25 protein-coding genes and 2 pseudogenes are annotated in these 26792 nt (G+C 51.1%); 15 read left to right on the top strand and 12 right to left on the bottom strand.

Translation table 11 applies throughout. The features are described 5' to 3' along the window. Positions 1-217: 217 nt before the first annotated feature. A complete protein-coding gene (locus tag DPA2511_RS05005; protein WP_012764601.1) occupies positions 218-952 on the top strand; it encodes an FCD domain-containing protein in 735 nt (244 codons plus the stop codon). A gap of 68 nt (positions 953-1020) precedes the next feature. Here the strand turns inward: DPA2511_RS05005 and DPA2511_RS21090 are convergent. Next, positions 1021-2515: pseudogene (locus DPA2511_RS21090) on the bottom strand (mannitol dehydrogenase family protein). 82 nt (positions 2516-2597) lie between these two features. On the opposite strand from DPA2511_RS21090, the gene DPA2511_RS23365 reads away from it, so the two are divergent. The 3 genes from DPA2511_RS23365 to DPA2511_RS04985 all read left to right on the top strand — a co-directional run bounded on the left by DPA2511_RS23365 (position 2598) and on the right by DPA2511_RS04985 (position 5889). Further along, positions 2598-2750, top strand: coding sequence for a hypothetical protein (locus DPA2511_RS23365; protein ID WP_023638181.1), 153 nt, complete (start codon positions 2598-2600; stop codon positions 2748-2750). Positions 2751-2840: 90 nt separating this feature from the next. Further along, a complete protein-coding gene (gene uxuA / locus DPA2511_RS04990) occupies positions 2841-4031 on the top strand; it encodes a mannonate dehydratase (protein ID WP_012764599.1) in 1191 nt (396 codons plus the stop codon). Between the two features lie 157 nt (positions 4032-4188). After that, complete coding sequence (locus DPA2511_RS04985) at positions 4189-5889, top strand: hypothetical protein (protein ID WP_012764598.1); 1701 nt, start codon at positions 4189-4191, stop codon at positions 5887-5889. A gap of 21 nt (positions 5890-5910) precedes the next feature. Here the strand turns inward: DPA2511_RS04985 and DPA2511_RS24055 are convergent, their stop codons facing one another. Continuing rightward, positions 5911-6042, bottom strand: a complete 132-nt coding sequence (locus DPA2511_RS24055; RefSeq protein ID WP_012764597.1) for a hypothetical protein — start codon at positions 6040-6042, stop codon at positions 5911-5913. Positions 6043-6185: 143 nt separating this feature from the next. Between DPA2511_RS24055 and DPA2511_RS04975 the strand changes: the two genes are divergently transcribed. The 3 genes from DPA2511_RS04975 to DPA2511_RS21085 all read left to right on the top strand — a co-directional run bounded on the left by DPA2511_RS04975 (position 6186) and on the right by DPA2511_RS21085 (position 10675). Then, entirely contained in the window at positions 6186-7532 is a 1347-nt protein-coding gene (locus tag DPA2511_RS04975; protein WP_012764596.1) for a glycoside hydrolase family 28 protein, read from the top strand. Positions 7533-7739: 207 nt separating this feature from the next. Continuing rightward, positions 7740-9317, top strand: coding sequence for an MFS transporter (locus DPA2511_RS04970; protein WP_012764595.1), 1578 nt, complete (start codon positions 7740-7742; stop codon positions 9315-9317). A 110-nt stretch (positions 9318-9427) separates the two neighbouring features. Continuing rightward, positions 9428-10675 carry an MFS transporter gene (locus DPA2511_RS21085; RefSeq protein ID WP_012764594.1) on the top strand — a complete coding sequence of 416 codons (1248 nt, stop codon included), beginning with the start codon at positions 9428-9430 and terminating at the stop codon, positions 10673-10675. A 38-nt stretch (positions 10676-10713) separates the two neighbouring features. Here the strand turns inward: DPA2511_RS21085 and DPA2511_RS04960 are convergent, their stop codons facing one another. The 4 genes from DPA2511_RS04960 to DPA2511_RS23360 form a co-directional block, all read right to left on the bottom strand. After that, positions 10714-11190 (bottom strand): NUDIX hydrolase, encoded by a 477-nt coding sequence (locus DPA2511_RS04960; RefSeq protein ID WP_012764593.1) that lies wholly within the window; start codon positions 11188-11190, stop codon positions 10714-10716. A 193-nt stretch (positions 11191-11383) separates the two neighbouring features. Next, on the bottom strand, positions 11384-11530 hold the full coding sequence (locus DPA2511_RS24210; protein ID WP_081636752.1) for a DNA-directed RNA polymerase subunit alpha C-terminal domain-containing protein: 147 nt from the start codon (positions 11528-11530) through the stop codon (positions 11384-11386). 15 nt (positions 11531-11545) lie between these two features. After that, positions 11546-11950, bottom strand: a complete 405-nt coding sequence (locus DPA2511_RS04955) for a hypothetical protein (RefSeq protein WP_012764592.1) — start codon at positions 11948-11950, stop codon at positions 11546-11548. After that, positions 11928-12116 carry a hypothetical protein gene (locus DPA2511_RS23360; RefSeq protein ID WP_153247077.1) on the bottom strand — a complete coding sequence of 63 codons (189 nt, stop codon included), beginning with the start codon at positions 12114-12116 and terminating at the stop codon, positions 11928-11930. Before DPA2511_RS23360 ends, DPA2511_RS04955 begins: the two co-directional genes overlap by 23 nt. A gap of 351 nt (positions 12117-12467) precedes the next feature. On the opposite strand from DPA2511_RS23360, the pseudogene DPA2511_RS23835 reads away from it, so the two are divergent. The 8 genes and pseudogenes from DPA2511_RS23835 to DPA2511_RS23345 form a co-directional block, all read left to right on the top strand. Beyond that, positions 12468-12554 (top strand): annotated as a pseudogene (locus DPA2511_RS23835) (hypothetical protein); the annotation flags it as partial. Positions 12555-12911: 357 nt separating this feature from the next. Then, on the top strand, positions 12912-13949 hold the full coding sequence (locus DPA2511_RS04950) for a hypothetical protein (protein WP_012764591.1): 1038 nt from the start codon (positions 12912-12914) through the stop codon (positions 13947-13949). A 19-nt stretch (positions 13950-13968) separates the two neighbouring features. Next, complete coding sequence (locus tag DPA2511_RS23355; RefSeq protein WP_012764590.1) at positions 13969-14532, top strand: hypothetical protein; 564 nt, start codon at positions 13969-13971, stop codon at positions 14530-14532. 51 nt (positions 14533-14583) lie between these two features. Then, positions 14584-14994 (top strand): hypothetical protein, encoded by a 411-nt coding sequence (locus DPA2511_RS23350; RefSeq protein WP_153247076.1) that lies wholly within the window; start codon positions 14584-14586, stop codon positions 14992-14994. Further along, positions 14978-15826 (top strand): inositol monophosphatase family protein, encoded by an 849-nt coding sequence (locus tag DPA2511_RS04945; RefSeq protein ID WP_012764589.1) that lies wholly within the window; start codon positions 14978-14980, stop codon positions 15824-15826. Before DPA2511_RS23350 ends, DPA2511_RS04945 begins: the two co-directional genes overlap by 17 nt. Continuing rightward, entirely contained in the window at positions 15823-16965 is a 1143-nt protein-coding gene (locus tag DPA2511_RS04940) for a radical SAM protein (protein ID WP_012764588.1), read from the top strand. Before DPA2511_RS04945 ends, DPA2511_RS04940 begins: the two co-directional genes overlap by 4 nt. Further along, on the top strand, positions 16958-17629 hold the full coding sequence (locus tag DPA2511_RS04935; RefSeq protein ID WP_012764587.1) for a dTMP kinase: 672 nt from the start codon (positions 16958-16960) through the stop codon (positions 17627-17629). The genes DPA2511_RS04940 and DPA2511_RS04935 overlap by 8 nt, the downstream gene beginning before the upstream one ends. Before the next feature lie 641 nt (positions 17630-18270). Continuing rightward, a complete protein-coding gene (locus tag DPA2511_RS23345) occupies positions 18271-18858 on the top strand; it encodes an MFS transporter (protein ID WP_153247075.1) in 588 nt (195 codons plus the stop codon). 608 nt (positions 18859-19466) lie between these two features. Here DPA2511_RS23345 and yjiA read toward each other — a convergent pair. The 6 genes from yjiA to DPA2511_RS04900 all read right to left on the bottom strand — a co-directional run bounded on the left by yjiA (position 19467) and on the right by DPA2511_RS04900 (position 26777). Continuing rightward, the gene (gene yjiA, locus DPA2511_RS04925) at positions 19467-20429 is read right to left on the bottom strand and encodes a GTPase (RefSeq protein ID WP_012764585.1); all 963 of its coding nucleotides are present in this window, start codon (positions 20427-20429) and stop codon (positions 19467-19469) included. Positions 20430-20589: 160 nt separating this feature from the next. Next, positions 20590-20793, bottom strand: coding sequence for a YbdD/YjiX family protein (locus DPA2511_RS04920; RefSeq protein ID WP_012764584.1), 204 nt, complete (start codon positions 20791-20793; stop codon positions 20590-20592). A gap of 73 nt (positions 20794-20866) precedes the next feature. Further along, positions 20867-23017, bottom strand: coding sequence for a carbon starvation CstA family protein (locus DPA2511_RS04915; protein WP_012764583.1), 2151 nt, complete (start codon positions 23015-23017; stop codon positions 20867-20869). Positions 23018-23272: 255 nt separating this feature from the next. Then, positions 23273-23998 carry a two-component system response regulator BtsR gene (gene btsR, locus DPA2511_RS04910; RefSeq protein ID WP_012764582.1) on the bottom strand — a complete coding sequence of 242 codons (726 nt, stop codon included), beginning with the start codon at positions 23996-23998 and terminating at the stop codon, positions 23273-23275. Continuing rightward, positions 23992-25683, bottom strand: coding sequence for a sensor histidine kinase (locus tag DPA2511_RS04905; RefSeq protein ID WP_012764581.1), 1692 nt, complete (start codon positions 25681-25683; stop codon positions 23992-23994). The genes btsR and DPA2511_RS04905 overlap by 7 nt, the downstream gene beginning before the upstream one ends. Positions 25684-26003: 320 nt before the next feature. Further along, the gene (locus DPA2511_RS04900) at positions 26004-26777 is read right to left on the bottom strand and encodes a GntR family transcriptional regulator (RefSeq protein ID WP_012764580.1); all 774 of its coding nucleotides are present in this window, start codon (positions 26775-26777) and stop codon (positions 26004-26006) included. Positions 26778-26792: the final 15 nt, after the last annotated feature.

The following is a 26792-nucleotide window of genomic DNA, read 5'->3' as shown; positions in this document are numbered from 1 at the left end:
TTATCGGACAAATCCCCCCAATAATCCACCTCTATGATACTGCGCCTGAATGAGCAGTACGGACACGACGAAGTAGGGATAAGAGGATGAAGTACGGGCATGAGGATGTTGTGGCGTGCCGGTTCCCGCTTCATGCTATACTTCCGCCCAATCGCCACGCCTCGGTATTGGTCCTGCCAATTATCGTGGTCGATGTCTCATTACAGGAACATTCCCTATGCGGCTCTATCAGGAAATAGGCAACAAGATTCGGTCAAAGATACTGGATGGTCACTACCCGCTGGGGGCGCGCCTGCCGCCGGAGCGTGATATCGCGGAAGAGTATGCCGTCAGCCGCAGCGTGGTGCGTGAAGCGCTGATCATGCTGGAATTGGAAAACCTGATCGAAGTACGCAAAGGGTCAGGCATTTATGTCGTTCAGATCCCGCAGCCGGAAGACCAGACCACCGCCGCCGACAGCGGCTACGGCCCGTTCGAGTTGATGCAGGCCCGGCAACTGCTGGAAAGCGAGGTCGCCGCCTTCGCCGCCATGCAGGCCACCAAAAACGACATCATTAAAATGAAGCAGGCGATCGAGCAAGAGCGTCAGGCGCTGGATCACGGCAATGTGGACGAAAGCGCCGACGAACTGTTCCACTGCCTGCTGGCCCAGTCGACGCAAAACAGCGTGCTGGCCAACATGGTGTACGACGTCTGGCAGGCGCGCAAACGCAGCCCGATGTGGCGCGGCATCCATTCTCACACGGTGGATTTCAGCTACCAGCGACAATGGCTGGAAGATCACCAGCGTATTCTGCGTGCGGTATCGCGGCGCGACGCCAAACTGGCGCGCCAGGAAATGTGGCAACATCTGGAAAATGTGAAGAACAAACTGCTGGAAATCTCGGATGTCGATGACCCGTCCTTCGACGGCTACCTGTTCGAGTCGGTACCGGCGCCGCAGGAACCCTGACCGCCGCACACCCGCCTTTCCCCGAGATAATCATGGGCCCCGCGTTGCCGGGGCCCACATTTGCCGGCTTACAGTGCCGCGACGGCGGCTTTGGCGCCCTGTTGCGACAAGGTCAGGTAGGCGTCGATCAAACGGCTGACGAACGCTTCGTTTTGCGGCAGGTCTTCACCGAACACGCCGGTCAACGTCAACAAACCGCGCACCCGCGCAGCGCCGTCGGCGGTTTCCGCCACGATGGCCTGTACTTTTTCCGCCAGCGGGTCACGCACGTCGATGGCCTGCCCGTTATCGTCAACGCCGCTGACGTAGCGCATCCAACCGGCGACGCCCAGCGTCAGACAACGGTAATCGCTGCCGTGCTGCACATGCCAGCGGATCGATTCCATCATGCGCTGCGGCAACTTCTGGGTGCCGTCCATCGCGATTTGCCAGGTACGGTGTTTCAGTGACGGGTTGGCGAAACGCTCAATCAGTTGGGCGGCGTAGCCCGGCAGATCGACATCCGCCACATGCAGCGTCGGCGCCTGCTCCTGCAACATCAAACGCTGCGCCGCGCGGCGATAGTGCTCGTCGGCCATACAGTCATTGATGTGCTCATACCCCGCCAGATAGCCGAGATACGCCAGGAACGAGTGGCTGCCGTTGAGCATGCGCAGCTTCATCTCTTCAAACGGCAGCACATCGTCCACCAGCTGCGCGCCGGCCACTTCCCAGTCGGGGCGGCCGGTCACGAATTTGTCCTCAACCACCCACTGGATAAAGGGCTCGCAGGCGATGCCGCAAGGATCCGCCACGCCGAGCGCATCGGCGATCTCCTGCAACGTTTCCGGCGTCGCGGCCGGAACGATACGGTCGACCATGGTGTTCGGAAAGGTCACGTTGGCGGCGATCCACGCGGCCAGCTCGGCACTGCGTAAACCGGCCAGTTCCAGCACCGCACTTTTCACCACGTTGCCGTTTTCCGGCATGTTGTCGCAAGAAAGCACGGTAAACGGCGGCAATCCGCGTTCACGGCGCAACCGCAGCCCTTCCACCAACACGCCGATCGCCGAAGACGGCGCAGTCGGGTTTTCTAAATCCATTTTTTATCAATGGGTTGTCGACATCCAGCTTGCTGGTGCCGCGATCGATGCAGTAGCCTTTTTCCGTGATGGTCAGCGACACGATGCTGACCTGGGGTTCCGCCAGTTTTTCCACCACCGCGGTGATCCCCTCCAGCCGGGCGTGCAACGATTCATTGACGGAACCGATGACGACCGCCTGATTGCCGTCCGCGCCTTTTTCCAGCACGGTATAGCGATGCGCCTGGTTCCGCAGGCTTTGGAGCAGGTTTTCGCTGCCGAACAGCGTCACTTCGCAATAGCCCCAATCGCCCCCCTGTCGGTTAAGCACCCGGTCGGTCAGCAGCGCCTGATGGGCACGGTGAAACGCACCGAAACCGATATGCACCAGTCGGGTTTTCAATGCCTTGCGGTCGTAATGCGGTTGATGAACGGACGGCGGCAACGGGGTATTGGCGATCGTCGCGGCTAAAGGGGTGACATCAGAGCGTGAAGTTTTCATAGCGGAAATCCTGAATGCGTGTAAGGCCGTTAATCGGCAACATCGGGAACGGTACGTCAAACCCAAATTGGCCTGACCAAATATGAATAAAGCGCCTGTCGGCGCGCACCTGCTGCCGGACACTGTACTGTTTTCTGCCGAAACCCGGCAACCTGTTTGTCCAAAACACGGCATTTTGGTGATATTGGTCAACCTATTTGGCTTTGTGTTTGGATATCTGTCCTATCTGGTGTAATTTGTGACCCATTCAACGCCCAATTGGCCTGACCGATATAGGCAACAGGCTGCGGGTTTCTCTCATCTCCGAATCAAAGGTAAAAACACTATGGAACAGACCTGGCGTTGGTACGGCCCGAACGATCCCGTCTCGCTGGATGATGTCCGCCAGGCGGGCGCCACAGGGGTAGTCACTGCGTTGCATCATATTCCCAACGGCGAAGTCTGGTCGATAGAGGAAATCGAAGCGCGCAAAGCGCTACTGACCGCCAAAGGCCTGGTGTGGTCAGTGGTGGAAAGCGTACCGATCCACGAAGAGATCAAAACCCAGACCGGCCGCTTCGAGCACTACATCGCCAATTACCAGCAGACGCTGCGTAACCTGGCGCAATGCGGCGTCGATACCGTCTGCTATAACTTCATGCCGGTACTGGACTGGACTCGTACTGATCTGGCATACGAACTGCCGGACGGCTCCAAAGCCCTGCGCTTCGACCAGATCGCCTTCGCCGCCTTCGAGCTGCACATCCTGCAACGCCCCGGCGCCGAACAGGATTACAGCGCGCAGGAGCAGCAACAGGCCGCGGCCTACTTCAAAGCCATGACGTCGGCGGATATCGCCAAACTGACCGCCAATATCATCGCCGGTCTGCCCGGCTCGGAAGAAGGTTATACGCTGGATCAGTTCCGCGCCCGTCTGGCGGAATACCAAGGTATCGATCATGCCAAACTACGCGAACACCTGGGCTATTTCCTGAAAAAAATCGTGCCGGTCGCCGAAGAAGTCGGGATCCGCATGGCGATTCACCCGGACGATCCGCCGCGCCCGATTCTGGGCCTGCCGCGCGTGATGTCGACCATCGACGACATGCGCTGGCTCACGCAGACCGTCGACAGCATCAACAACGGTTTCACCATGTGCACCGGTTCCTACGGCGTCAGGGCGGACAACGATCTGGTCAACATGATCGAAGCATTCGGCGATCGCATTCACTTCACGCACCTGCGCTCAACCTGTCGGGAACAGAACCCGAAAACCTTCCATGAAGCGGCGCATCTGCAAGGCGACGTCAACATGGTGGCGGTGGTCAAAGCCATCCTGACCGAGGAACTGCGCCGCAAACATGCCGGCGACCTGCGCCCGATCCCGATGCGTCCGGATCACGGGCACCAGATGCTGGATGACCTGAAGAAAAAAACCAACCCCGGTTATTCCGCGATCGGCCGTCTGAAAGGGCTGGCGGAAGTCCGCGGCGTCGAACTCACGTTGAAACAACTGCAGTTCCCGGAACTGTTGTAATCCGCCCCACCCACGCCACCGCCGGGGGGTTTGCGCCTCCCGGCGGTGTTATCGCCATCCGGTATCGCCGTCACACCTCGTCACGCCAGATTTGTCCATGCCGCGCTGATGCGCTGTAATGGCTGCCGCAAGCATCCGGTATCACAGCGAGGGCATCATGTGGCAAACCAGAGCGATTGAAATCACTTCAAGCGATCTGTGGTCGTGGAACACCATCATCCGGGTGGTCGACTACGCCCGCCGACACCAATTCAACGCGCTGGTGCTGGGGCAAGCGGATTTTCTGGATCGGCTGGTGGCGCCGGATGCGTTCAAAATCCGCACCTATGACGATCACGACTCCAACCTGCAACATTTCAACTGCAACTACATCAATAAAGTAGCCCGCTATTGTGCTGACCGCCGGATCGATCTCTACCTGCAATGCAAAGAAATCAGCGTCACGCCGGATCTGTTCATCCGCCATCCGGAACTGCTCGGCAGGGACGGCAGCCTCGGCGCCGACATTCACTTCTGGTGCCAGTACGTCGCCGATAAGCTGTCGCTGGCGATGCAGCAGTTGCCCCGGCTGAAAGGGGTATTTCTGGCGATATCCAACACCGACAGTCTGGTACGTTTCGCCACGCCGTCCGGCGAAGAGTACGATTTGGGCCCGTCAAGTACCGCCTGCCCGCTCGATAGTCAGGACAGTTACAGCCGGCTGTACGACGCGGTGGAAAAAGTCATGCGCATGCACGGCAAGCAGTTGGTCGTCCGGCTGTTTCCCGCCAGCTACGACGATATCGACCCGGCGCTGGACTCCATCGCCCACTTGCCGGCCAATGTGCATGCCTCCGTCAAAATCACCCCGGAGCGTTTCTGGCCGGAGTTCCCCAACAACCCGGCGCTGATGTCGCTGCACGGCCGTGATATCTGGGCCGAGTTCGATTTCGCCGGGGAAGAGGTCGGCTGGGGCAATCTTCCCTGTCTGCGTCATGAAGAGATCGCCGGCAGAATGCTGTGGTGCCAGGCAGGCAATGCGGATATCCGGCATATCCTGTGCCGGATAACCTGGGACGGCATCAGCAACAACCTGATTCTTGATTCGCTCAGCGAATTCTCGCTGTACGTCTGCGCCCATCATCTGTCGGCGGCCCCCCACCGGCAAAGTCCACGCCAACTGCTGGCCGCCTGGCTACAGGCGCGTTTCGACTGGCAACCCGACGAGGAAACCCTGTCAACCCTGCTGGAATGTTTTGATCTGGCGCGGCAGGCGCTCTGCGGGGCGATTTACGTCAAAAAACATGTTTTCCACCGCCACAGTATGCTGCCCACCAGCTACGGTCAGGCGGTTTGGAGCCTGTACGGGCAGTTGAGCCGCAACCATTGGCTCCCCGGTTCAGGGCGCGATATCACCTTCGATCCGGCGCAACCGGCGCTTTCCTCCGAAAACCTGTACCGTATTTCTCAAGAAAAGGACGAAGCGTTGCATACCGCCAACGACGGCTACCGCAAAGCGATGGCGCTGGCCTCGGACAACGCGATGCCGCCGGCCTTTTTACAGCGCTGGTTACAGGAATGGCGCGGGTTGCCACTCTATTGCCGCCTGTTCGTCTACGCGCAGAAGGCGTTTTTCACCCTGCGTTACTGCCATCAGGTGGAGAATAACTGGCCGCTGCGCGAAATCGCCCGCGCCAATATTCAGGCGCTGTATGCGCTAAACCCGGAGCTGACGCAGTTCTCCATCGTCAATGCCGACTACCCGGTCAGCTACGATCATCTGCTGGACGCGGAAAAAGCCTTCCAGTTCACCGAGAGCCTGTCGGCGGAATTAAGCGCGCTGGATCAGCAGGCGACGAAGGCCGCGCGGCCGCATTAGGCGATGCATCCGACGCCGGATTTATTTGATGCCGATCCCACTTTTACCCCGCTGAGCCCCCTCGTCGCGGCGACCCGTGCCTTTCTCCGGCGTAAACCGCCATTTTTTCGTGAATGCCATCACATTGATGCCCGCCGCGCTCACTATGCCCATGACGTATATCCGGTTTTCCTCACCACGGAACCACAGGATGCGAGTCCCTTCACTTATCCGCGCAAAAGACCATGACGCCGCTATAGGTTGGCGCGGCGGCTATGTTTCAATTCCCGCATTGAATAACGCTGAGGAGTCGTTTTATGAGAATTTCGCTTGATGAGGTCACTATCAATCGGGATGGTTCCGTGTTGGTCACGGCCTTATTGCAACGGATGATCGACAAGATTCACGATGCCGGCGGCGGTACGCTGATCGTCACGCCGGGCATTTATCGTACCGGTACGCTGGTATTACCCTCCGATTTTTGTCTGCAACTCGATGCCGGCGCGACGCTGCTGGCCAGCGCTGACTATGGCGATTACGCAGCAGCGCAAACGCTGACCACGGCGGAGCTCTCGAACAGCGCGTTGCTGTACGCCAGAGGGCAGCAAAATATTACCCTGTGCGGCGCCGGGAAAATCGACGGCAACGCTGACGCCTTCTTTTCATCACAGGCGGATGAACAAGGATACCGGCTGCCCCATAGCCATCGCCCGCGCATGGTGGTCTTTGAAGATTGCCAGGCGATCAGGTTGCAGGACATCACCCTTACCCAATCGCCGATGTGGACGGTACATCTGGTGAGCTGTGCGCAGGTGTTTATCGCCAGAATCTGCGTGGATAACGATTTAACCATGGCGAATACCGATGCGCTGGATATCGACAGCTGCCAGCAGGTGCACATCAGCGATTGCCATTTCAGCGCCGCAGACGACGGTATTTGCCTGAAGACAACGCGCAAAACGCCGCAAATACAACGCCCGCTCCGCAATGTCACCGTGACGAACTGCACGCTGCGCTCAAAAAGCTGCGCCATCAAAATCGGCACCGAAACCTTCGCCGATATTGAGAACGTGACGATAAGCAATTGCTCGATATACGAATCAAACCGCGGCATCGGTATTATTTCCCGCGACGGCGGACGGTTCTCCCGGCTTATTTTCAGCAATATTACTTATTCATGCGCGTATGCCCATGCCTGCCATTGGGGAAAATCAGATCCGATATTTATTTCCGTTCGATTCCGTGATCCGGAAATTCGGCCAGGTAATATTTCCGATGTTGCATTCAATAATATTGTCGGCGTAACGGAAGGCGCGATTAATTTGCATAGCGAGATTCAGGGGGCGATTGAAAATATCGCATTCAATGCCGTTTCTATCCGCCAGTTGCCCTCAGATAATCACGCCCAGGGAGAATACGATATCCGCCCGCCCTGCAACCCGGAACGCCCGACCGGCATGGGGCTGGACAACGCCTACCGGGTGAATCCGCAGACCGGCCGCGCATTCGGCGTGGAAAAATACCCCGGCGGTTTACCGGCGATTTTCGCCAAAGGCGTCGCCTCATTACATCTCAACGACATTCAGATTATCCGCCCGGATCATTTACCGCCCGGCTGGAACCCACAGGCTATTGTGATGGAGGACGCAATAACCGCACCGTAATTATTATTTCAGGACAGCAGGCAGAAATAGAGCCCCTGACAGCATCAATAGACAGGCGCTTATTCTCCGGAGAATACGTTCGGATATTGTCGCAATAGGGCGAATATCCACGACACATACCTATAAAAAATAGCACCTGAATATCGCTCAGGAAAAAATAATTCGTATGGAACAGGTGCCGGTACCCTCAAAAAAAGAGGTCTTGATATGGCAAATAATAAAAGAGAGATCAAACTCCGTAACTATATCTGTTACGGATTGGCGGATGTCATCGGCTCCGGCGCGTTTACGCTGGTCAGCGCCTGGCTGTTATTTTTTCTGACCACCTTTTGCGGCCTGTCGCCGCTACAGGCGGGCTCCATCTTCGCCATTGCCCGTATTGTGGACGTGATCATGTGCCCGGTGATGGGATATATCACGGACAATTTTTATAAAACCCGCCTGGGGCGCCGCTTCGGCAGACGACGTTTTTTCCTGTTGCTCAGCGTTCCGCTGGTGACGGTGTATTCCTTTCTGTGGGTCGAGGGGCTGAATTACGGGTTCTACCTGGGGGTCTATATTCTGTTCGAGGTCGTGTACACCATGATCCTCATTCCTTACGACACCCTCTCCGCCGAAATGACGTCGGACTTTACGCAACGCGCCAAACTGACCAGCGCCAGAATGTACATCGCCCAGTTCTCCGGTTTTATCGCCGCGTTTTTACCCGGTCGGCTGGTCACTTTCTTCGGCAAAGAGTCATCGCTCTCGTTTTATTACACCGGCCTGATTTTCACCGTCACCTTTATCGTCGTGCTGTTGTTCGTCTATTTCGGCACCTGGGAACGTTCGGTGGAGGAAGTCGAAAGTCTGGAACGCCAGCACGCCAGTGAAGAAAAGATTTCCTTTGCGGAAAAAAGCCGGAATATCTTTTTCGACTTCGTCTCCACGTTGAAAATCAAAACCTTCCGCTCCCATCTCGGCATGTATCTGGGGGGATCGGTCGCACAGGATATTTTCAACTCGGTATTCACCTATTTTATTGTTTTCGCGCTGATGAATACCTCAGTGACCGCCTCCAATCTCTTGGGAACCGTCAACGCCCTGCAATTTTTCGGCGTCGGCGTCGCCACCTTCCTGACGCTGAAATTCTCGCCATCGCAGGCATTCCGCACCCAGGCCAGTATGGCGCTGTTGGCCTTCGCCCTCTTTGGCGCCAGCTATTTCACCCATACCGCCGGCCTGACGCTGCTGTACGTCGGCGCAGTTATCGCCGGCCTGGCGCGCGGCGGGATCTACGCCATTCCCTGGAACAACTACACTTTCGTCGCGGATGTGGACGAAATCCTGACCTGCAACCGCCGGGAGGGGATCTTCGCCGGCTTCATGAGCCTGCTGCGCAAGGCTTCCCAGGCGCTCTCCGTCTTTTTGGTCGGTCTGGCGCTGCAAATGTCCGGCTTTGTCTCCGGCCAAAGCGTCCAGCCGCAATCCGCGATCAACAGCATCATCGCCATCATGATCATCATCCCGGTGGTACTGACGCTGTTCGGCATCCTGTCTTCCTACCGCTTTAACATCAACAGCCAGACCCACGCGATCCTCAATCAGGAAGTGCAACGGCTGAAACAAGGCGGCGACAAAGCCGACGCCACCCCGGAAACCCGGGCGGTGATCGAAAGCCTGACCGGGCTGCCCTACGACCAGTCCTGGGGCAACAACAGCGTCGGCCACCATAACCGCAACCGGCTGTTAGCCAGGGAACATGCCGAACGTAGCGCCATGGCGATGGCGTACAAAAAGCCCTGACGACATGCCCCCGGCGCGGTCGGTGATGACCTGCGCCGGGAAAAATACCGATTGCCCGACGTCACCGTCAGGCGATCCTGATCGATCGGTTGACTCGGATACATATCTTCATGCAGCAAGCATCGCTTTACCCGCCGCCGCACATCCGGCGTGACGGGCTCTGGCAAAAACTGGGACTGCCGCAGCCGCTGTTCTGGGGCTATATCGGCATTTTTCTGTTCATTACCGGCGCCACCATTGAACAGAGCTGGCTGTCGTCGCTGTTGATTGCCTACGGGTACAGCGGCTTTCAAATCGGCGTCATTTCATCGGCCTTTGGTCTGTGCGTCGCGCTCTCGTCCTGGTTCAGCGGCATCGGCTCACAGGTATTCGGCCTGCGTACCCTGATGTGGGCCGGCACGATCGTCTTTTTCGTCACCTCGCTGCCGTTTGTGCTCTACGCCCTGCCGGGGAAAAACTACTACGCCATCATCATCACCTACATGCTGCGCGGCGTGGCGTATCCCCTGTTCGCCTATTCGTTTCTGGTCTGGATTAACATGCGCACGGACAAGGCCATTCTCGGGCGCGCGGTCTCCTGGTTCTGGAGCGCCTTTGCGGTCGGCATGACGATTCTCGGCCCCTGGTTCTCCAGCCTGGCCATGCCGCTTATCGGGGAACAGGGGGTGCTGCTGACCGGGTTTTTGTTCGTGGCGGCGGGTGCTTTTTCCGCGCTGGTGCTCAACCACGACCGGCCACCGGCGGATACCCGCGAGCAAAACCCCGGCCGGGCGTTCGTGCAGGGGCTGCTGATCATGTTTCAGCAACCCAAACTGGGGCTGGCGGTGATCGTCAAAACCATCAATGACATCGGCAAGTTTTCGCTGATTATCCTGATGCCGATTTACCTGCCCCGATTCGGCTTTCGCATTGCCGAATGGCTGACTATCTGGTCGGCGGTAAATATCCTGAATCTGTTTTCCGGCTATTTCTTTGGCTATTTGGGGGACATCATCGGCTGGCGCAAAACCGTGGTGTGGTTTTCCGGCACGCTGTGCGGCGCCTCGGCCATTCTGGTGTGCTATGCGCCGGTCTGGTTCGGCCACAGTCAGGCTGCCGTTTTCGCCGCGCTGGCGGTGTACGCCATCGGGCTCGGCGCGTTCGGCCCGCTGGCGGCGCTGATCCCTACGCTATCGCCCGGCAACAAGGGCGCCGCCATTTCGTGCTTGAATTTGGGGTCGGGGCTGAGCAATTTCGCCGGGCCGCTGATTGTCAGCCTGTGCATCGCCCCGCTGGGTATCGAGGGCACCCTGTGGGTTATCGCGCTGCTTTACTTTCTGGCCAGCCTGTTGACCATCCCGCTGAAAGCCCCTGAGTAATCCGGTGTCGTTCGCCGCCGGGCACCCAGCGCCGTTGTTCAGTCTTGGGCGCCCGGCATCAACAACGCCGCGTTGGGCTCGCTATCGGCAAAATACCGGCGCACATGTTGCAGCGTGCGGTGTTGACCGGGGAAAGGCAGCATCTGCTGCGCCTCATCGAACGTCGCCCAGTAATACTCGCTGTGCTCATGATTTAGCGTCACGGCGCTACCGGCATCGACATAGGCGACGAACACCGGCGCCAATGTGATTGCATTGCGATCCGCTTCATAAAACTGCTCGCAGATATCCGCCGAATACAGCTGCGTCAACCGCAGCCCGGTCTCTTCTTGCGCTTCACGCCGCGCAGTCTGCCATGCCGATTCACCGGGCTCGATGCCGCCCGCAATCTGACACCAGGCGCCATGCTGAGTGCTGCCGCTGCGCCGCAACAGCAGAACCCGACACGCCGTAGCGTCGCGGCTCAATACCAACAGCGAGATAGAAAAACACCTGACGGGAATGTCCTGACGCATCGATACACCTCATGGTTTTATGCAACTGGTTTTATTAACACGGTTTTCTGCAAATGGCGTTATGTGTATTCACGTAAACTTGATCTGACAGTTTTTTTGGCCGCGCACAATGAAATCTGACGGCCTGGATTGAGTGAGGAGCGGAGGTTGATCCTACTTGGATACAGTATAATGTGATCATTAAGAAAGACAGCTACACTTCCCTTAATTCTCCAATGCTGCTTATTATTTTTTTTGCGCTAATTTTACCGACACCGTTAATATTAATTAAGTCATTCTCGCTCATCCCAGATAGTGCCCTTAACGTATTTATCCCTGAGGATTCTAATGCATCGGTTATTTTTTATTGACACCATTAACCAATGGTTAATTTATTTGGTTTATCATAATAAAATTTAAAACGATCTAGTTTAGAAATGTATAAAGACATTACATCAGCTATGTTTTTTTCTCCATAGAAACGTAATATCCCGCTTTCGATTCTATTTTTAGAATCATTACATCCCGCATAAACTAATGCCTGAGCCATCTTATCGTCAATAGTCATGTTTGATTCAAAAATACTCAGTAAACTAATCGCATAATCAACATACTCATCTGCATCTACTGACCCAGCATCAGAAGCTGTGGTAGCCCCTTTATCGAGAAAATCAAATGTACTATCTAGTAATTTGGGCAACCAAATACCATCTCTTGGGGAACCATATATTGGGGGGATACTATCTCCTTTAAAAAATTCACCGTGTTTTTTTAAATACATCTATCGGGATCCGCAATTGGCATGTTGCATGGAACTGCATCCCTTCAATTATATCTTTGTTCTGTCTTGCTATATTCATATATTGCGAGGGGAGTTGTGTTATTTCTTCTGCATGCTTGATATTTTCATTTTCATCATTTTTTCTTCTTCCCAAAGATAAAATCATTAATGCCCATTTTCACCAACCCACCATCAGATTTTTTACCCAATATACGCTAAGTGAAATGCAGGTCAAACGATACACCATTAGGCCTAAATAGCTTCTCATATTACCGCTACACTTGTGGGAGGTGGTGCCCCGTTAGGAACGGGCCTTGCACAATGAGAGGTGAAGCATCAATGTGCGAAGTTATTTAGGTTCTGCCTCAGCCATATGTTATATATCCACTCCTTGCACAAAACCACCTGTCAGTTTAGGCCACTTTTTGTGCCGTAAGAGCGCCAGATCCAAATCAGGTCTGAGCTAATACATTCATGAACACGGTTTTCTGAATATCGGGTTCTGAATACCTCCCTGCAGTTACTGAAACAGGTAACGCAATTTATGAATGCAGCTTCACCGTTTCCCGGCAACCAACCTGGCCTGGCTAAAGTGGAGCGGTAATATGAGAAGCTATTTAGGCGCAGCTATTTAGACCACAGTATCAGCTGTTGAAATAGTAAAATCTTATCAATTTAAGATGAGAGCATTAGCGTATGAATAATTATTTCATATTCATCACATGGCTATTTCCCGAGCTATACAAAAATCACCAGTGAAAACTGGTATTAGTCACTCATATTATTGGAGGTTTATATGAACAAAGAATGCTTAGTTCCATTCCGTATGCTCGACAAGCAGGAATCCGCTGACTTTAACAATGGCAGAGCTGATTCATTGAGTAATGGTGAATAATTTTTCACATATAGGAAGCCGGCAGCTATGCTGTCGGCTTTCAGCGGCGTCAACTAGAGGTGTTTCATGAGCATACTGACTAAAGAGACTCAAAACGAATTGGCAGCTCTTATAGAAAAAGCTTTAATAGCTGATAGTAACCTAATTACTAGTTATCTTTCAGGATCAATCACGGAAGGGTTCGCAACTTCGAAATCTGATTTTGATGTATATGCTATCGTTTCGTCCGAGAATAAGCAATGTAATACTGAGATATTTATCCCATTTAATGACAAGATCTGTGAGTTAACTGTTGTAAGCATCGACAAAATAAATGAGATAATCAGCAACCTTAATAGTCAAGAGATAATAAGCTGGTATGAGTCGCACCTATTGCATAGATTACTAACAGGGATTTCTATACATCACGAAAGTGCATTATTTTCTTTGAAAAATAGTATCCCAAAAGATGAACTTTGTAAGTTTTTATTAAATAAAGCGAAAAAGTTCGGCGAGAAATGTTTTTCTGATTGCATGGGGAATATGATTGATAATGACTATATTACTGCAGCATTCAACGCTGAGCGAACGCTTCATGCATCAATAGACTGTATGTTAGCTTTTCATAACAGTACATCTACCCTGATTAAGTGGCGTGTAAAGAACGCAATAAAAAAATTTGGTAAAGATAACGAATATTTTAAATCTTATCTGCTGGTTTGTTCTAAAATTAATGTTATTAATGATACAAGCGCTCTTGAATATATCCAAGCAGTTGGAAGAGTATGGCAAGCAACGCTTGACTATATTCAAGGGAAAGAGTGTTGCGATGTAGAAATAGAGTTAAGGCAAGAAAGGCTTTTAGGACATTTAAAGATAAAAGATAACAACTCCATAATAAAAAAACCATTGTATAGAGTAATATTCGAAAGATCTAAATTAGTATTAATAGAAAGCTCAGCTATTTGTGAAATAACAGCTGATGCCTATAAAGTTTGGTTGTCTATTGATAATTCTAAAGATATAGACAAAGTTATATCTGACTTAAGTGAAAATGACATTGATTCTAATACAACAAAATTTTATATCGATGAGTTTTCTAAAATAGGTGCAATATTAAGGTAGCAACTATCATGAGGGGTATATGAATAAAATTAAAATAATAAGCCGTAATCATTGTTGGCGAACATTAGAAGGGGTAAAAACAAATGACTATAAAGAATATATTGATTTAGTGGATAATGGATGTCAATTACAAAGCGTTAATTTTATTTTACGTAATGCTGAAGAAATGATCATTGATTTAAGTAATTTATCAGAACATTACTCTTCTCTTTCTAGCGACGATATTATAAATTGCTGGGAAAGTATTCATTCATCTTTGGAAAGTGACACGAAAAGAGAGGGAATTATAAAGGGATATGCCATTGATCCTGAATTGGCTATTTCCGGAGTAAAAAAGAGTGATATTGTAGCGATAAAGTCAAAAATATTAGGTGAGTCATTAATAGAAACGCTTAACCACTATCATGATGCATATAATGCCAGAGGATTAAGCAAAACATATCCACTTGCAGATGCTCCTAAAGAAACAATAGAATTATATTCTGATTTTAGATATTTTTATAGTAAGAAAATTTATTTATCCTCCCTCGAATTATGTCCAACACTGAATATAGAAAAAATATATCAGGATCATATAATCTGAAAGTCAATAAACACTATAGCAAAAAACAAACTCTTTATAGTTTCTGGTGGTGTGCCAATAGCATTGGCATACCATGCAGCAACTAAAGATTCTAATATTTTTTTCTGTGAAGTGCATAGAGAAAATGATAGTGGTCTTCTATATAAAACAAAGTCTTTTGATGATATTTACCCGGAAATCAGAAAAAACAAGAGTGAAACTTGGGCTGTTATAGATAAAGCTTATACCGGAGGAAGTATTCAATTAGCATATAATAAACTTGCCAACATAATAGGACATAATACAAAAATACATAAAGTGTCTCTTTTCCCCAAAACACTGGAAGCATTTTCATCTTCCGATTATTCAATTTATGCAGGGCGTTTTTTCAATGTAAGAAAAACAATTCCTTTTCTTAATTCTAAAGAGTGGCATAAACAGCTAGTTTACATGGGAGATTGTCAAGATGAAGTTTATTTTTAAAAAAGAACTCCCTAATTACTTGGAGTTTTTATTTAGTGGATTAAGAGAAGATATAAGAAAAGCGTGGTTAGCTAAAATTTCTTTATGGCATTTAGATTATCAGGAACAATACAAAGGAGGTCAAACATCTGTAGACATATTTATAGATACACTAATCAAAGAATATTTTGATAATAAAGGATGCGATTGTTTTGTTTTATCAGAGGAAAACCCCAATTGTGAAGTTGATTATAAAAAATTAATTTTTATCATAGATCCAATAGATGGGACTCATAATTTAATAATGGGATATCATTCATTTACAACATCAATAGCAGTATATTACAACAATAAATACATTATGGGATGGGTGTATGATATTTCTAGAGATCTAATATATAAAGCAGCTATAGGCGAAGGTGCTTACATACAAAATATTTATGAAAGTAGAAAGATAAAAACGCAAGATAGAAAAAAACTATCTGATATGAGAGTATCGTTTCACCGAGCTAAAGATGATAGGTTAATAACACTACAAAGAGCTATTGTAGAATCAGCAGGAAAGATTCGAGTCTCATCATGCTCTAGTTTAGATATATGTTTGGTTGCAAGCGGTGTATTACACGCTTTTATCGATCTCTCAATTCATGGGCATGAAAGAGGAATTGACGTTGCTGCCGCAAAAATAATTTTGATAGAGGCTGGTGGTGAGATGATGTATTCAACAGGGACAACGTACGAATTACAGTTCCCAAGTGAAACCCTTATTAAAAAACATGTATCAATAATTGCTTCATCCGGTAAAAATACAAAGCAAGAAATATTGCGTTTATATAATGAGGTAGATATATGAAATCAACAGTATTGAAATTAAAAATTCTTAGCGAAGGGGTTAATTATGACTCTGAATTTTTACATGAATATAATAGAAAAGGTTCTTTCATCCCTAAGCGAAGGGCATATGGGACTGGGGATAGCTCTTTGGATTTTGCTGAGAAAAATACACCGCAAGAAATATTTTTAAACGACAGAACCATCATTGCATGTAATTATAATAAAAATTCAAAATATAGAATTTTCTTTGATTTTGATAAAAATGAGTTTTTTATATCGATTGATGGCCATTTGCAAGAAATAACATTCCCTGATAAACCGGATATATATGGCATCTTACTTAAGGATGGCAGTAGAGTGGAAGAATATGCTACTGTTTATGGTAACTCAACATTGGGATTTTTCTCGCCTGGACATTGTTATTATTTTAATAGTGATAGAGAATGTAAATTTTGCTCATTAGGAGAAGCTAGGAATTCAGTTTCCGATCATAAAACCTCTATACGGCCAGAAAAAGCAATGGAAGTAATGGATTTGCTAGAACTGCACAATATAGCTAGAATAAAGCGTATTCTTGTTAATGGAGGAACAACACGCAATTATGATGTTGGTTTTGAAATGCATAAAGAATTGTTATTAAAATTAAAACCACATTGTCTTCGAAATAATATTAATAGTCATTTGATATCTCTGCCACCAATGAATCTCGAAAAAATAAATGGAATAAAAAATTATGTAAATTCATGGGCAATAAGCATTGAAATATTTAACCCTAAAAAATTTAGTGAAATATGTCCAGGAAAATCTGAAGATTATGGCAGGGATAAATTGCTAGATGCATATAGTGCAGCTGTTCTCGAGCTAGGAAAAGGTAATGTTTATGCTGGTTTTGTTGCGGGACTGGAACCATTAGATGATCTCATTCAAGGGATTAATTTCTTCGCAGAAATGGGCGTTGTTCCAGCCGTTGCCGTATTCCATCCAGATCATGGTTCTAAATACGCCAATTATCCAAGACCATCTTTCGATTATATATATAGCGTATGTTTAGAAATGAGTCATCTCTATAAAAAATATGGTTTCAAACCTTTCATAGAAGGAAGCGGGCGAAACTCTTTAGACACAGAAGCATTTAAAGGAGAATTAATAAATGAATAATAAAGGTTTTTTTATAGCATTTGAGGGTAATGATGGCGCTGGTAAATCGACAGTGTCAAGAGATATTTATGATTCAATTGTTACAATATATCCTAATACTACATTCTTAGACAAAAATCACCCAGTCCTCGAGTCAGGATATGGAATGTACCATATGGGAAAGATACGTGAAATCCTTTGGGATTACGATATATCGGCTCCATTAGATGAGTTAGGAGATAGTCATTGGCTATTATTACTATCATCATGGTTTGCAGCTCTAGATTATGGCATAATAAAACCAGCCTTAAACGAAGGAAAGATAATTATTAGTGATGGATGGTTCTATAAATATATAGCACGTTTTTCATTGAAAAATGACATTATGAGAAATATTGCCAATGAAGTGTTTAATTTAAGTACAGAGCCAGATCTAACTATATACTTAGATGTTACCCCGCGAGTTGCTGCAACAAGGAAAGAAACATTGAAGCCAAGCGAATCAGGTATGCTTGAAAATGATAAAAATTTAAATTTTTCTTCTTATCAACAATTAGTGAGAGAACAATATTCTAAATTTTTTAATGATAAATGGATACATATGAACACCACTGATCTATCTCCAGAGTATTTGAAAGTGCATATAATAGAAATCATAAAATCAAATCTGGAAAAGCAAAAATAGTAACAAAATATTGGAGAGCTATTTTTATGGAGGCAATAAATTCTACACCACGGTTGATATGCGCATCCTTTGGGAACACGTTGTCATTGTATCTTGAATTAACGATATCATTTACATTAATCACATTCTTATGGAATGGTACTGCTTTACATTTAGCTCTGTACACATCATTTTATGCATTTTCAATACTTTTCTTAGGGCCAATAGTTTCTTCCTGGATTGATAAAAACCCAAAACCAAAATTATATTTATCTATATCTTCTATTGTGTGCTTTTTCCTTACATTATTACAATACGTGTATCCTGATATTTTATTCTATCTTTTAATTGTGATTATAAAAAACTGTTTCAGACTTACGATTGACCCTTCAAATATGATTCTCCTAAAGAATAGTTCAGTGAATTTAAGAAAAAACTTGAGCTACTTTCAAATGGTTGCTCAAATATGTAAAATGTCATCACCTCTTCTGATCGGATTTTATGTAATACACCATGATCCATTAAATATCTTGATTTTTATATCAATATCCTATCTGGTTTCATTTTTATCATATTTGATATTTATTAATGAGTTAGTATGTCAGCCTAAAGTGAATAATAACTCAAGAACTAATTATTTTAATGAATATCGGGGGATTATTATGGATAAAAATATTTCCCCTGCATTTATACTGGCATTGATTTCATCTGTATTTTTCTATTTATCAGATAGCCAGATAATACTAAAATTCTATGAAATGGGATTGACAAAATCTGATTATGGATATGCCATGAGTTTGTCGGGCTTATCGGGTGTCGTTGCCGGTTTTTTTATAAGCAAATCAGTTTTAAATGCAAACATAAAAAACATATTGTCATGCTTGATTTTCAGAGGTTTGGGATATTTTCTTATCCCTGCATCCTCTTATGCTGAGGATATATTTCATATCCCGAGGGAATATATAATGTATTTCGCCATGATAGTGATGGGGGGGGCGGTTTCAATAAACAGTATTCTACTGTCTACTTACGTTCAATATTTTTCATCAAAAGATAATACAGCAAAATCAACAAGTATGATTTCTTCATCGATAGGTTTTGCAATGTTTTCAGCTCCGCCTGTAGGTTCATTTATTACATATTACTTAGGGTTGAATGCATGCTTTTTAGCAACCAGTGCGGGTATCTTATTTATGGTCGTGATTTTTTTAATAAAGAAAAAAGATAAAGTAGAACGAGTTTTAATTTAATCATCCTACAAAATGATCTCCCGACAGGAGGTTATCACAGATAATCTATATTGATATTTATTTGTTTACAACGTCCATCAAGTCATATCTGAGTCGTTGAACCCATGACCGCAGGTTTTAATTACCCGGTCGTTATTACTATGAATGTGGCTTTGTTAAATTAAATCGAATTCTGGGCGAGAGTTTCTACAGAAGGCTCATTATCAGGCAATACGTACACTTTCTGGCATGACCTGTTCCCGGTTGATTAACACATTGTGATATCAGAAAAGTCCACTCCTGGCACAAAACCACCAGTCAGTTTAGGCCACTTTGTTGTGCCGTAAGAGCGCCAGATCCAGATCAGGTCTGAGTTAATACACTGATGAACACGGTTTTCTGAATACAGGGTTCTGAACATCCCCTGCGTACTTCACGTTGCCGGTGCGTTGGCCATGTGGCTCGACACGCGGGCCTGTCGCCCTGCAACTCAGCTTACTGGGGTAGGAGGAAAGGACGTCAATTTAACCTATCCGGCAGCCGCATAACGCGATTGAACCGGATAGGTTGAAGGGAAAAGCGGGGGAATGGATGATGCTGCCCCGCGTGCCGCGCCGGGCAGCGAAAGATCACGCATTCAGCGCGTCAAAGGCGCGGCGAATATCCTCTTCCGGCAGCCGGATGCCGATAAATACCATCACGCTCTCGCGCGGTTCATCCTCACGCCAATCGCGATCCCAGTCGGCGCTGTACAGCCGCTGCACCCCTTGAAACAACAGGCGCCGGTCGTCGCCGGCAATCGACAGTACGCCTTTGTAACGCAGCAAGTTGTCGGCGCAGTTCACCAGCAGTTGCTCCATCACCGTCGATACCGCCGCGATATCGAGCGGATGTGCCAGGCGCACCACCAGCGAGGCAATGGCGTTATCCGGCTCAATCAGCGGTCGGAAACGCGGCGGGGAGACCGGCAGCCGGTCGTTGAGCATAAAACCGTCCACCCCGAAGATAGCCCGGTGGTCAATCAGGCCGTTGACCACCCGATGGAGCGTGGCGCGTGCGTTGATGCGCGCCAGCCTCGCTTCCAGCGCCTGCGTATCCCCGGCCAGATCGGTCTTGGTTAATAACAGACGGTCGGCATAGCCCACCTGAGCCTGCGCCACGGTATGTCGGCTCAGCTGTTCGTCGGCATGTACCGCGTCCACCAGCGTGATGACGCCGTCCAGCAAAAAGCGCTGGCTTAAACGTTCGTCGGAAAAAAAGGTCTGAATCACCGGGCCCGGATCGGCCATGCCGGTGCACTCGATCACCAGCCGGTCAAACGTCAGTTCACCGCGATCGATACCGTCCAGCAGGTCGTGCAAGGCATCCGATAGCTCATTGGCGCTGCTGCAACAAATGCAACCGTTGCTGAGGGTAGTAATGCGGGTCGCCCGATCGCCCAGCAAGCCGTCGTCGATGGCGACCGCGCCGAATTCGTTTTCAATCACCGCAATCTTTTCACCGTGGTCGGCATACAACAGATGCCGCAGCAGCGTGGTTTTTCCGGCGCCGAGAAAACCGGTGAGGATGGTCGCGGGCAAGGGTCTGGTCATGGGAAAAACTCCTTTACGCTCAATGCAGTCTTAGCAGCGACATCGCCACTGCCAGGGCCGACGGATAAAAAAATACCGCCCGAAACGGGCGGACACTACAGGATGGCGATAACACGACCGCGGTCACGCCTCAGGATGGGCCGGGCCGTCAGGCATCACATCAGCAGCAACGGAAACCGCCTTTGCCGCTGCCGCCGTAGCGCGCTTGCTGGCGTTCCCGGAAAAACGCCTCATAGGTCATCACATCCTGATCCGGGTGGTTGGTTTTCATATGCTGCACGTAGTTGTCGTAATCCGGGATGCCCACCAGCATTCTGGCGGCCTGCCCCAGATATTTTCCCGCCTGCCCAAGATTTCCGAACATATCGCCCTCTCTTTGCATCAACGCCGGCAGGCCCTTACAGGTGCCTGCCGGCGACATGATCATCCCACGGCCATCAATGATGGGACGACATCTTCACACCACCTTCCGGCACCGGTACATAGGGTGTTTCCCGGTCGGAGCGATCAGACTGGCTGCGCCCCTGCAACGCGGTACGGATACCATAGAAGATTATGCTATAGACCACTACCAGGAACAAAACGCTCAACACGGCATTAGTATAGTTGTTGACGACGATGTGCTGCATATTGGCAATCTGCTGCGCGCTCAGGTCGGTGCCTTCGGCAATACGCTGTTTATAGGCGCGCGCCAGATACAGGAAACCTTCCAGCTGCGGGTCGTTGCTGAACAGCTTCAGCCCCAACGCCCAGGTGGTGCAGATCAGCAGCCATACCGCCGGCAGCATCGTCACCCAAATGTAGCGCGTGCGCTTCATCTTGATCAGCACCACGGTGCCCAGCACCAGCGCCACCGCCGCCAGCATCTGGTTGGAGATACCGAACAGCGGCCACAGGCTCTTGACGCCGCCCAGCGGATCCACCACCCCTTGATACAGCAGGTAGCCCCACAGGCCGACGCAACCGGCAGTGCCGACGATACCGGCGACCAACGAATCGGTTTTCTTGAGGAACGGGACGAAGTTGCCCAACAAATCCTGCAGCATAAAGCGGCCGGAACGGGTGCCTGCGTCCAGCGCGGTCAGGATGAACAGCGCCTCGAACAGAATACCGAAGTGATACCAGAAGCCCATGTTGGCGCTCGGGATGATTTGGTGGAATACATGAGCGATCCCCACCGCCAGCGTCGGTGCGCCACCGGCACGGTTAAGAACCGACGGCTCGCCGATGTCCTTCGCGGTTTGCAGGATTTGATCCGGCGAAATCACAAAGCCCCAGGAGCTGATGGTGGCGGCGGCGTGCGTCGTCACATCCTGCAATTGAGCCATGATAGCCGGCGCGTTGGCGCCGCCCAGCTCGTGCAGGTTAGGCATGGTGATGCCGAGCCCCACCGGCGGGGTGTTCATGGCGAAGTACAGGCCCGGTTCGATGATCGACGCGGCGACCAGCGCCATGATGGCGACAAAGGATTCCATCAGCATCGCGCCGTAGCCGATAAAGCGGGCGTCGGTTTCGTTCGCCAGCAGCTTCGGCGTGGTGCCGGAGGCGATCAGCGCGTGGAAGCCGGATACCGCGCCGCAGGCGATGGTAATAAACAGGTAGGGAAACAGCGCGCCTTTCCACACCGGCCCGGTGCCATTAATGAACTGTGTCATGGACGGCATTTTCAGTTCCGGGTTGATGATCACGATGCCGATCGCCAGGCCGACAATCACCCCGATTTTCAGGAACGTCGCCAGATAATCACGCGGCGCCAGAATCAGCCACACCGGCAGCAGCGCGGAAATAAACGCATAGCCAATCAGCGCAAAGGTGATGGTGGTGTCTTTGAAGGTCAGCGCCGGGCCCCAGTACGGGTCGTGGGCGATGACGCCGCCGAACCAGATCGCCAGCAGCAGCAGCACGATGCCGATCACCGACACTTCCCCCACCCGTCCCGGACGCAAGAAGCGCATATAGATGCCCATAAACAGCGCAATCGGCACGGTGGAGCAGACGGTGAACACGCCCCACGGGCTTTCCGCCAGCGCTTTCACCACAATCAACGCCAGCACCGCCAGGATGATGATCATGATCAGGAAGCAGCCGAACAGTGCAATGGTGCCGGGCACCGGCCCCATTTCCTCTTTGATCATTTCACCGAGCGACACACCGTTGCGACGGGTGGACATGAACAGCACCATAAAGTCCTGCACCGCGCCGGCCAATACCACCCCGGCCAGCAGCCACAGCGTGCCGGGCAGGTAGCCCATCTGGGCCGCCAGCACCGGCCCGACCAACGGCCCCGCGCCGGCGATAGCGGCAAAGTGGTGGCCGAACAACACATTGCGGTTGGTCGGCACATAGTTGAGCCCATCGTTATTGACCACCGCCGGCGTGGCGCGGTTGGCGTCAAGCTGCATCACCTGGCGGGCGATATACAGGCTGTAATAACGGTAAGCGACCAGATAGACGGCCACGGAAGCCACGACGATCCACATCGCGCTGACGTGTTCGCCGCGACGCAGCGCGACAACGCCAAGGCAGCAGGCTCCAATGAAGCCCAACAGTGCCCAGGGGAGATGCTTGAGAAGTTTATCTTTCATCATCTTTCACTCTTTTTATTAGTAACCTGTCGCGACAATAATCAGCCTGACAGTCAGGTAACAGCGGAATTTGGTTTAGCGGTCGGATAGGCCGACGACCGGTCGCATACCGAAATGAGTGGCGATGATAGGGAGGGCAATTGACGAGAAATGTCCGGCGCCCCGCAAGACTGCTGATGGCGCCGCAGGAGAAAAACCGGCCGCCGGGACGGGCCACCGCGGCAGCGGCGCGCATCACGGTGGAACTACGCCGGGGCGTTACCCTTTCAGGCCCAGCAACTGTTTGAGGGTTTTCAGATAGCGACGGCTGACCGGCAGCATCTGCCCGCCCTTCAGCACGATTTCGGCCTGGCCGCTCTCTTCCAGCCGGATTTCACGCAGAAAATCCATATTCACCAGATACTGCCGGTGGCAACGCACCAGCGGCGTGCGGCTTTCCAACGTTTTCAGGGTCAGCTCGGTAAAGCACTCTTCCCCCTGCAAGCCGGTGACGTAAACCCCGCTCTGCCGTGAACTGGCGAACTGCACTTCGCTGGCTTTCATCAGGTAGATACGGCTGTGCCCGGTACAGGGTATGTAATCGAGGTGGCACTGATGCCCGGCCAGTTGGTCAATATTCTGCGTCGGGCGTTCCCGGTGCAGGTTGTTCAGGGTCTTGGCCAGGCGCGGCGGATCGATCGGTTTGAGCAGATAGTCGAACGCCTGCTCCTCAAACGCCTTGATGGCGTACTCGTCATACGCGGTAATAAACACGATATAGGGCATGTTGGCCGGGTCGATCATGCCGACCATCTCCAGCCCGCTGATGCGCGGCATCTGAATATCCAGGAACACCACATCGGGATGCAGCCGGTGGATGGCGCCGATGGCCTCCACCGCGTTGGCGCACTCGCCCACCAGTTCAAGCTCGCTGTCCTGCTCCAGCAAACAGCGCAGGTTATCTCGCGCCAGCGGCTCATCATCCACAATCAGTACACTCAACATGATGGGCTTTCCTTACCAGGCAGGGTCAGATGGATGCGGGTGTAACAGTCGGGCTCGCACTCCACGCTCAGGCCATACTCATTGCCGTAGCGGCTGCGGATGCGTTTATCCACCAGATTCATCCCCAAACCGGTGCAGTTGGTACGCGGCTGATACAGACCGGCATTATCCTCAATGCTCAACAACAGACGATCCCCCTGCTGACTGGCGCTGATGGTGATGATACCCGTGCCCAGCAAATGCGCAGTACCGTGCTTGATGGCGTTTTCCACCAGCGGTTGCAGCGAAAACGCCGGCAACCGCATGCTCATCAGCGCCGATGGCACATCAAAACGAATCTGCAACCGCTCCTGAAAACGCGCCTTTTCAATCTGCAAATAAGCATTCACATGTTCGAGTTCGTCAGCCAGCGTCACCACCTCTGCGGAACGTTTGAGGTTCTTGCGAAAAAAAGTCGAGAGCGACTGCACCAACTGGCCGGCCTGGTCGCTGTCGCGGCGGATCACCGCCAGCAGAGTGTTGAGCGCATTAAACAGGAAATGCGGGTTGACCTGGGCGTGCAGCAGTTTGATTTCGGACTGCGTCAGCAACTGTTTGCTGCGCTCGTACTGCCCCGCCAGAATCTGCGCCGCCAGCAGCCGGGCAATCCCTTCCCCCAGAGTACGGTTGATGGAGCTGAACAGGCGGTTTTTGGCTTCGTACAATTTGATGGTGCCAATCACCTGATGATTCTCGCCGCACAGCGGGATCACCAGCGTCGACCCCAGACGACAGGTCGGCTGCAACGAACACTGATACGGGGTTTCATTACCGTCGGCGTACACCACTTCGTTATTTTCGATGGCGCGCCGGGTATGGTTGGAGGCGATCGGCGTACCCGGCAGATGGTGGTCGTCGCCGATGCCGATAAACGCCAGCAGCTTCTCGCGATCGGTAATCGCCACCGCGCCGATATCCATCTCCTGATAGATCACCTGCGCCACCCGCATACTGTTTTCTTCGTTGAACCCCTGATGCAGGATCCCCTCGGTACAGGCGGCAATTTTCAGCGCCCGGGCGGAAAACGCCGAGGTGTATTTCTCAAACATGGCGCGCCGATCCAACAGGATGCGCATAAACATGGCGGCGCCGATGCTGTTGGTGACGATCATCGGCGCGGCGATATCCTTCACCAGCTTCAACGCGTCATCGTAGGGGCGCGCCAGCGCCAGAATGATCGCCATTTGCAGTATTTCGGCGATGAAGGTCACGCCGGCCACGGTGAACGGGTTAAACAGCCGGTCGATCCGCCCCCGCCGCATCAGTTGGCGGTGCATCATACCGCCCAGCAACCCTTCGACGATGGTCGACACCATGCAACTGAATGCGGTCATCCCGCCTAACGAATAGCGATGCAGCCCGCCGGTCAACCCCACCAGCGCCCCCACGCCCGGCCCGCCGAGCAAGCCGCCCAGTACCGCGCCGATGGCGCGCGTGTTGGCAATAGAGTCTTGAATATGCAGGCCGAAATAGGTGCCCATGATGCAGAACATGGAGAACATCGCATAACACAGCAGCTTGTGCGGCAACCGCACCGTGACCTGCATCAGCGGGATAAACAGCGGGGTTTTACTGAGCAGATAGGCGATAACCAGATAAACGCACATCTGCTGAAGCAACAGTAAAACCAGCTTGAATTCATACATGATAAAAAACCTGGACGGGGCAGCAATCAGGACGCTGAGAATACCTTGGGAACCTACCCTAACACAAAGGGGATGCGTTGCTTTGCGCGGCATCGCGTAATTCACATCGCGGTGTTCCCGTCGGCGCCGGCCGAGTACGCCCGGTCACGATGTTTCACCACTGCTCGGCGTGCCGGGCCGTCATGCGGCAATGCCGCCCTGCTCAATCAGCACCGGCGGAGCACGCGCAACCATCAGGCCATCCGGTATCAACCTTCTCCGCCTAACCCGCTTCACCAAACAGGATGCGGGTTATACCGAAACACCGGCTGGCGCGGCGATCAGCGGATTTCATTGACGTACATGAAGTTCCCGGTAGTGAAACGGTGATGGGCCAGGATCACCGGCATCGCGCTCTGATCGAACGAGATTTCGTCAATCACCATAATCGCCTGCGGCGCTTGCAATTCCAGCAACCGGCAGTCCTCTTCGCTGGCCAGCTCGGCGGTAATCTGCTCTCGCACCGCCGCCACCCGAATGTCGTAGCGATCCATCAAAAAGCGGTACAGCAACGGCGGCACCGCATCCTGCGCCGGGAAATCCGGCAGGCGGGCTTCCGGCAGCACCATGGTTTCATGCATCACGGGCGCGCCGTCGATCTTGCGTAACCGCTTGAGGTAAATCACGCTGTCGCCCGGCTGCAACTTCAGCTTTTCCACTTCCTGCTCGGTTGCCAGCGCCCGGTGATAATCCAGCAGGAAGGTGTGCGAATTGAGCAACCGGCCATCCTTGCCGTGCAGGCGAAAATAGCGGAAGAAATGGCTCAGGTTATGCAGCGGCGCCCACCCAGTCACGACCGTGCCGGTTTTACGGCGGCGCATCAACATCCCTTCGGTGGTCAACGCCGCCAGCGCTTTGCGCACCGTGCCCACCGACACGCCGAAATCGGCCGCCAGCGCGTTCTCGCTGGGCAACACCGTACCGGCGGCCAGTTCGCCCACCAGAATCGATTCGCTGATGTAGCGCTTCACCACCTCATAACGCGGGGCGCCCTCAAACTCCTCAAGACGCCCAAAACTCACGGCATCCTGCTCGTCAGATCGTTTCATTATCATGAATGATTACCTATT

The organism is Musicola paradisiaca NCPPB 2511, from assembly GCF_000400505.1.
Lineage (GTDB): Bacteria > Pseudomonadota > Gammaproteobacteria > Enterobacterales > Enterobacteriaceae > Musicola > Musicola paradisiaca.
Note: the sequence above shows the minus strand (reverse complement) of the source record. Positions and strands in the feature narration are given on the sequence as shown.